Annotated in this window: 8 protein-coding genes; 4 read left to right on the top strand and 4 right to left on the bottom strand. The window is 39.9% G+C overall.

Annotated elements, in window-relative coordinates; translation table 11 throughout:
• Positions 1 to 621: 621 nt before the first annotated feature.
• On the bottom strand, positions 622 to 1548 hold the full coding sequence (locus HC000_RS12810) for a manganese-dependent inorganic pyrophosphatase (protein ID WP_011327155.1): 927 nt from the start codon (positions 1546 to 1548) through the stop codon (positions 622 to 624).
• A 119-nt stretch (positions 1549 to 1667) separates the two neighbouring features.
• Between HC000_RS12810 and HC000_RS12805 the strand changes: the two genes are divergently transcribed.
• Positions 1668 to 2174, top strand: coding sequence for a hypothetical protein (locus HC000_RS12805; RefSeq protein WP_089367731.1), 507 nt, complete (start codon positions 1668 to 1670; stop codon positions 2172 to 2174).
• Between the two features lie 26 nt (positions 2175 to 2200).
• A complete protein-coding gene (gene mutM / locus HC000_RS12800; protein WP_058372547.1) occupies positions 2201 to 3010 on the top strand; it encodes a bifunctional DNA-formamidopyrimidine glycosylase/DNA-(apurinic or apyrimidinic site) lyase in 810 nt (269 codons plus the stop codon).
• Positions 3011 to 3137: 127 nt separating this feature from the next.
• On the opposite strand, the gene HC000_RS12795 is transcribed toward mutM, so the two are convergent.
• Genes HC000_RS12795 through HC000_RS12785 form a run of 3 tightly spaced genes read right to left on the bottom strand, consistent with a single transcriptional unit; the run spans position 3138 to position 5580 of the window.
• Entirely contained in the window at positions 3138 to 3638 is a 501-nt protein-coding gene (locus HC000_RS12795; protein WP_011327159.1) for a DUF3299 domain-containing protein, read from the bottom strand.
• Positions 3639 to 3649: 11 nt separating this feature from the next.
• Complete coding sequence (locus tag HC000_RS12790; protein WP_179807851.1) at positions 3650 to 4897, bottom strand: ABC transporter permease; 1248 nt, start codon at positions 4895 to 4897, stop codon at positions 3650 to 3652.
• Complete coding sequence (locus HC000_RS12785) at positions 4894 to 5580, bottom strand: ABC transporter ATP-binding protein (RefSeq protein WP_179807850.1); 687 nt, start codon at positions 5578 to 5580, stop codon at positions 4894 to 4896. The genes HC000_RS12790 and HC000_RS12785 overlap by 4 nt, the downstream gene beginning before the upstream one ends.
• Before the next feature lie 360 nt (positions 5581 to 5940).
• Here HC000_RS12785 and HC000_RS12780 point away from each other — a divergent pair, with 360 nt between their 5' ends.
• Complete coding sequence (locus HC000_RS12780; protein WP_041454642.1) at positions 5941 to 6231, top strand: helix-turn-helix transcriptional regulator; 291 nt, start codon at positions 5941 to 5943, stop codon at positions 6229 to 6231.
• A complete protein-coding gene (locus HC000_RS12775; RefSeq protein WP_179807849.1) occupies positions 6221 to 7516 on the top strand; it encodes a type II toxin-antitoxin system HipA family toxin in 1296 nt (431 codons plus the stop codon). The genes HC000_RS12780 and HC000_RS12775 overlap by 11 nt, the downstream gene beginning before the upstream one ends.
• The last annotated feature ends 1 nt before the right edge of the window (position 7517 follow it).

Genomic DNA, 7517 nt, shown 5'->3' with positions numbered 1-7517 from the left:
CATGTTCATCGCCTAATCCTTAAACTCTTGATAGAGTAAATTATGATAGGCAGTTACACAAAATTAGTTACATCCTCAAAAAAATAAAGATGAGGTAGGGTAACGCAATTCTCTTTAAAATCTTTAGCGCACTGTTTTGAATATTAGCGTTAAAACTAAAAAAGTAACCCGATAAAATAAGAAATAATGGCATATGAAACGTGTATATAAAGGCTTTCACTGTATAAAGACTACTTGTAAAAGAACCTATATATGAAACGTGACCAAATACCATCAATAAAATGCACATTCCTTTAATTGCATCCGGGCTATTATCACGATTTATCATTATTATTTTTCTCACTCATATTTTGTTGTTTTAATTAGTATAAGTTAGCCGACATTGAAGAATTTATCTTGTGCTTATTAAAAATAGCATAAAGAGTGAGTTTCAGCGATAAAGTGCTGTTTTTGGCTTGGAGGTGAACTTTAAGGGGGCGGTCGGTTTCTGGTTAGAGTAATGTTTGTTGATAGTGTGACTTTATAGCATTTGATTACTACGATTTTAAATAAAAACACCGCGTTTATTTAAACGCGGTGTTTTTTTGAAGTCTGATTGCTGACCTCTAGTATCTGCTTACATTATACTTTTTGAAAAGCATCTTGTAGTGGTGGTACTACTTGCTTTTTACGGCTCAGTACGCCGTCTAGCCATACTTTTCCGTCTGCTGGTTTTTCACCATAAGCTTGCTCTACTAGGTTTGCGTCGTCTGATGCAATTAGCATTTCTGAGCCTTCTTTCATGATGTCGGTAAGCAGTAAAAATACTGAGTGGCGGTTACCTTCAGTTTTAAGCTTGGCGATATCGGTCGCTAAATCAGCTTTAATATCGTCAAATACTGCAAGGTCGATCACTTCTAGCTGGCCTATACCTACTAGGTTGCCGTTCATGTTAAAGTCTTTAAAGTCGCGCATAACCAGGTCGCGTATAGGCGTGTCGGCAACTGCCGATTTAACGCGAAACATCTCCATGCCGAGCTCTTTAGGATCGTCAATACCGGCTATTTCTGCTAGCGCTTCAACACATTTAATATCGGCAGTAGTGCACGTTGGCGATTTAAAAATAACGGTGTCGCTTAAAATAGCGCACATCATAATACCGGCGATGTTTTTAGGGATTTCTACATTGTAAAAATCGTACATCATTTTAATTATGGTGTTTGAACAACCTACAGGGCGGATCCAACACTCTAGTGGTGCTGATGAGGTTAGGTCACCAAGCTTATGGTGATCTACTACGCCGACTATGCGAGCTTGGTCTATATCATCTGGTGCTTGGGTTTTTTCTGTGTGGTCAACAATATACACATCTTCGCCGGCGTAGCTAAGCTTTAGCTCTGGCGCTTCGAAGCCAAATTTATCAAGAATAAATTGAGTTTCTGGTGAAATTTCACCAAGACGCGTTGGAATGGCTGGTTCATTAATTTGGTTTTTTAAATAAGCGAGTGCAATTGCGCCGCATATTGAATCTGAATCTGGGATTTTATGGCCCACTACATACATTGACATTGATGAAACTCCTAAAAATTTGCGCGTATTCTAACAAAGTATAGTGGATTTAACATATAGACAGTGTAATTAAGTTTTGGTTACACTTTAAACTATTGAACTAATTAGGAACATCGAGCATGCAATTAAGCCGTAAAGGTTGGAACAACGTTATTATTTTTTCGATGTTGATTATGATCTTCTTTTTAAATGGTTGGCATAAAAATATTGGTGGTAATAATATCGAGCCGGTACTGCAACCAGTGTTACCAATACAAAGTTTTGTATTAACGTTGAGTTTTGTTGATCAAAAAATTGAACGTATAGGCACAAGCTGGCGTACAACCGCATTACAAATCGATGTGCCGCTTACTTGGCAAGGCACGGAGCAGCAGCTAGGTGAACTGGTTAACGTGTGGCAAAGTGCTCAGCTTATGTCGGTTCATGAGTCAGTTGTTTTTAATCCTAATGCGCCACTTTCGGTAGCTACCTTTGAACTGGCGGGCGAACCTTTACCTTGGGTGTATTTGCTTTACAAGGGCGATGGGCAGTATTATCTACTCGAAAAAAATAGCCAGCGTGTATTTGCGCTTGATTTAGCTGTAGTTAAACAGTTGTTTCCTAGTTCAACCCCGAGCGAACAATAATCTTTATAATAAAGTGAGTGTATTAAATGCCTGAATTACCAGAGGTAGAAGTAAGCCGCATGGGCATAACCCCGCATGTTTTAAATCAAGTTGTTACTAAGGTAAATATTCATAATGGCAGCATGCGTTGGCCAGTGCCAGACGATGTATATCAGCTAACGGGTTTAACCGTAACGGGCGTTGAGCGCCGCGCAAAATATTTGTTATTACACTGTGAGTTAGGCTCTACTATTTTGCATTTAGGTATGTCGGGAAATTTACGCGTAGTAAGTGCTAACGAGCCACTTAAAAAACACGATCATATAGAATTTATTTTTGCTAACGGTAAAGCGCTGCGCTTAAACGATCCGCGCCGCTTTGGTTGTTGCCTATGGCAAGCGCCGGGCTCAGTTCATAAGTTATTGGCAAAGCTTGGGCCTGAGCCGCTTACGGACGAATTTTTTGCGAAACAGGTATATCAGCAATCACGCAATAAAAAAGTGCCGGTAAAACAATTTATAATGAATAACGCTATTGTCGTAGGGGTCGGTAATATTTACGCTAACGAATCATTATTTAAAGCGGGAATAGATCCTCGCCGCGAAGCCGGTAAAGTATCGCTGAAAAGTTTTGAAGCGCTTATTCCTATAATTAAAGACACGCTAGCCGCGGCAATAACCCAAGGTGGTACTACCTTAAAAGATTTTGCCCAAAGCGATGGGAAACCGGGTTACTTTGCTCAGCAACTTTTAGTGTACGGTCGCAAAGGGCAACCTTGCTTGGTGTGTAAAAGCGAATTACAAGAAGTTAGGTTAGGGCAAAGAAGTACTGTGTTTTGTGGGAAGTGTCAGAAGTGAAGGGCAGCGAATAGTACTAAAGATTCTCATCTACCCTCTTTGTGCAAAATGCTTTTAAGTGATTAATTCACAAAGAGGGTGAGATCGTGATGTGGAGGGGGAACCTTACCCGCTGAAACCTCCGGTTTTAAAGCTCAAACGGGGCTACGCCTACGGCTTTCATTGTGTAGCCTACTTGGGCTATTTCGCCTGACCATGTTTGGGTGCTAATTACACCAGTCACTACTATGGCGTCGTATAGGCTGTCGATGGGGACACCGCCTTTAATGGTTACATGTACTATTTGATTTGGCGGCGGCGGCGGTACGTGTATACAGGCGCCAAAATAAGGAACCAGTAAAAATTCGGTAATTACTTCACTGTCGCCTTCAAGTGGTACTACAAAGCCCGGTAGGCTTACCGATTTACCATCAAGTGCTTTTACTACAGGTGCGTTTAGATCTGGTTGAACCCAGTTTTGCTCACTGCCTTCGTGGTTAGCTTGCGCTTGGGTGTTTATTTGCATATGACCTTGTGGAATTAGGTCTTCCCAAAAAATTTCTTTGGGTGGATTTGCACTACTAACAAAGCTGGTTAGTATTAAGCTTACCAAGGCGATGTATTGAAAAGTTGTTTTTAAAAACGTCATGATTGTCCTAGTTATATTTTTATACTCATGCCATCGCTGAGTGAGTAAAAGTAAGCGCGAGTTGCGGGAATTAAACCAATAATAAATCCTGCAATCATAATAACGCCTATAAGTGTGAGTTCATAGTAAGAGAGCATAGCAATGTTAATGCTAATACCAGCGTGACTTTGTAAGTAACCTGCGCCAAAAAACATCAGCGCATAAAATAATACACACCCAACTATGCAGCCGAGTAAAGTGGTAAGCAGCGACTCTATGCTAATGAGAGTAAATAATTGCCATGGCCGAGCGCCTACTGAGCGTAATATGGCAAGCTCTCTACGGCGCTGATTAAGATTAGCTAGGAGCGTGGTTAACATGCCAAGCAAGCTAATAATGACTACCACAACAGAAAATAACAGCAGTATTTTTTCAACAATGGCGAGCATTTCCCATAACTCTTTTAGTGTAACTGTAGGCATAATACCCAGCAGTGCTTCTTTTTTATATTGGTTTATATTGCGCCTAATTTGCAGCGTGTAAAGTGGTGAGTTAAAGCCCATTAAAAACGCAGTAATTTGTTTTGGGTGGCCAACTAAGTTGCTATGTTCCTCGTGCTCATGTTCGTCATGCTCAGCACTATGGCCACCATGGATTAAATCGATAGCAGCCAGCGGTATATGCAGCGTTTTATCTACAGGGGTGCCGGTGGCATTTAAAATACCGACCACTTTAAACGGGTTGTCATCATGATGATGAAAACTAGTGCTGCCCATACCATGAGATATAACAATGCTGTCGCCCAGTTTATAGTTTAATTTACTCGCTACCTCACTCCCCAGCACTACTTGGTTAATCGTGTTAAATGCGTGGCCTTGCTTAAAGCTCAGTGGCTGCTTTTTGCCAAACCGATAATAATTAAAGTAATCAAGGGTGGTACCTAATACTGCTTGGCCTTTGTGGCTGTCGCCAAGGCTTATTGGAATGCTCCACTTTACGCCGCGTTGTCCGGTTATGTATTCATAACTTTGCCAACTCACACCATTGTTAGTGTGGCCTATTCTAAATACGGACGAGAGCAGCAATTGAATATCGCCAGTGCGCGCACCGACAATTAAATCGGTGCCCGAAATAGTATTACTAAAACTGCTTTTTGCGTCTATGCGTACCCGTTCAATGCTTAGCAGTAACATAACGCTAATAGCGATAGTAAGTAAGGTTAATAGCACGCTGCTACGACGGTTTAATAGGCTTTTATAGGCGAGTTTAATTAAGATCATGATGCTGCCTGCAAATTAACTAAATCGATGCTGCGATTAAAAAGTGGTTGCAAACTTTCGTCGTGGCTAACAAAGACTAAAGTACTGTTGGCGTGCTTAGCTTGCTCAAACAGCAGTTTTATAAAGCTTTGACGGTTGTTGGTGTCGAGCGCCGATGTGGGCTCGTCGGCAATAATTAACTCTGGGCTGCCTATAAATGCGCGTGCTGCAGCAACACGCTGTTGCTGGCCAATACTTAATTTACCCACATCTTGATGATGTAAATGCTGCGCTAACCCTAAGGCATTAAGCAACCTTGCGGCCTCTGCGGTTAAGCAGTGTGATTGCTGTAGCGCCCTTTGTTGGCGCTGCTTTGAAAACTGACAACCCAAGCTTACGTTTTCCAGCGGCGTTAAATAGGGGAGTAAATTAAAATTTTGAAAAATATAACCAATATGATCCGCTCTAAACACATCGCGTTGAGTATTACTTAGGGTGTTTAAGTTTTTATTTAAAATACTTACTTCACCGCTGGTGGCGGTATTAATACCCGCTAATAACGCCAGTAAAGTAGACTTACCACAGCCACTTGGTCCATGTAAAAACACATGCTCGCCTTGCTTAATGTTCAGCTGGTTAATATTAAGTGTGGAGCTAACTGCATTTTTATGCCATTTAAATAACAGCTTAGAAAGTGTGATCATAACAACTTAATAGTTAAACATTTATAGTTGTGATGTTAAGCGATAATAAAAGGGAAAGGAAGGAGGGGCGCGTTCAGTGGTTATATTTCAGCGGCCAGCTTAATATTAGCCAAGCATTGAGCTAATCAAACCCTTTACGCATGGCTTAAAATATAAGCATTCATATAATGGGTATGAAAGAGAGTAAATGAAAAGCAATACAGTGATATTAATAAACCCAATAGCTAAGGAATTATTTGCATTTGAGAATCGAAGTATATTAACTTAATACAAATAATTGGACGCTATGATGTCTTTTTTCTTTTATTTTAGTCTTTTTTGGGTATGGTGGTGTCTAATTGTGTTTTTAGGGCTACAGTTATCAATTATTTATTATTAAGTGAAGGCGATGTGCAACTTGCTTTTGCAGCACATTTACAAGCGCTTCGAAAAAAAGCTAAATTGTCTCGAGAAGCTTTAGCTAAGAAAAGTACCGTACCGGCTTCTACAATAAAAAAATTTGAAGTTACGGGACTCATTTCATTTAGGCAGCTATTACTTTTGTGGCAATCATTAGACGACTTAACTCGTTTATATGATTTAACAAAAGATCTTCCTCAAAGTAAAGATGCACCAACGTCTATAGAGCAGGTTTTGAAAAATGGTCTTTAAGCCAATAAATAAACTAGAAGTTAAACGTACGCTATCTGATTCCACAGAATTACTTGTTGGTGTGCTTGCTCAAAATCGGCAGGGTGTTTATTTTCAATTTGATCAAAACTACTTAGATCAATATAGCAACCTTTCACCATTTTCATTGTCCTTTAATAGGGATGTGCAATTAGCACCTAAAAGCCCACACAATGGGCTTCATGGAGTTTTTTCTGATTGTTTGCCTGATGGTTGGGGATCATTACTTCAGGACCGTGTTTTTAGACAAAATAATATAATGCCAAACTTCATTACTGCAATGGACCGATTATCGTTTGTTGGTCATTCTGCTATGGGGGCATTATCTTTTACACCAGAGACTAATTATAATATTCCAAGTGAAGAGGAGCCAGGTCTAGCTGAATTAGGCCAACAAGCTCAAGCCATTTTTGATAGGCAAACAGAAACAGTACTTTCGGCATTGGTTGCAGCTGGTAGCTCTGGTGGTGCACGTCCTAAAGCTCAAGTATATTTTCCTGAACATAATATAGAAGAATGTAGAACTCAGCCTAAAATTGGTGATGATGCATGGCTGATAAAATTTACATCCAAAAATTTGTCTTTAGGCCATGAAGAAGGATTGTGCGAAGCTGTGTATTTGGAGTTAGCAGATAAAGCTAAATTAAGCCCACCTGAAAGACTTTTGGTAAATGCACCTGAAGGCACTGGAGCAAAACAATGGCTGGCATTAAAGCGATTTGATAGATTTAAATTACCAAGCAATAAAATGGGCCGTAAACATATGCACAGCGCATGTGGTTTATTGGATGCTGACTTTCGTGCACCCACATTAGATTATGAAGATTTAATTAAAGCTAGTCGTGTTTTATGCAAGTCTCCTGCTGCTGGGCAGTTACAGTTTCGCCGAGCTATATTCAATTTGTTTAGTTGTAATCAAGATGATCATTCAAAAAACTGGGCATTTCTTCAAGAAGATTCTGGCGAGTGGAACCTAGCTCCTTTTTACGATGTTACTTTTAGTCCTCATCCGTTTAATGAGCATGCAACTTCGTTTGCAGGATATGGGAAAAACCCTCCAATAAAAGCAATTCAAAAGTTAGCCTCTGCGGCTGGGTATGCAAATTGGAAACAAGTTCAGATTATAATCTCTGAAATTGCAGACATTGTTTTTAGCTTTAAAGACACAGCTAAAACATTTGAGGTAAATAAACAGACTATTCAATTGATTGAACAACAACTTGATAATACTTACCGCATAAATAAACAGTTATGCGGGAGTCTTTAAT

The sequence above is a fragment of the Pseudoalteromonas sp. MIP2626 genome (assembly GCF_013414205.1).
GTDB classification, from domain to species: domain Bacteria; phylum Pseudomonadota; class Gammaproteobacteria; order Enterobacterales; family Alteromonadaceae; genus Pseudoalteromonas; species Pseudoalteromonas nigrifaciens.
Note: the sequence above shows the minus strand (reverse complement) of the source record. Positions and strands in the feature narration are given on the sequence as shown.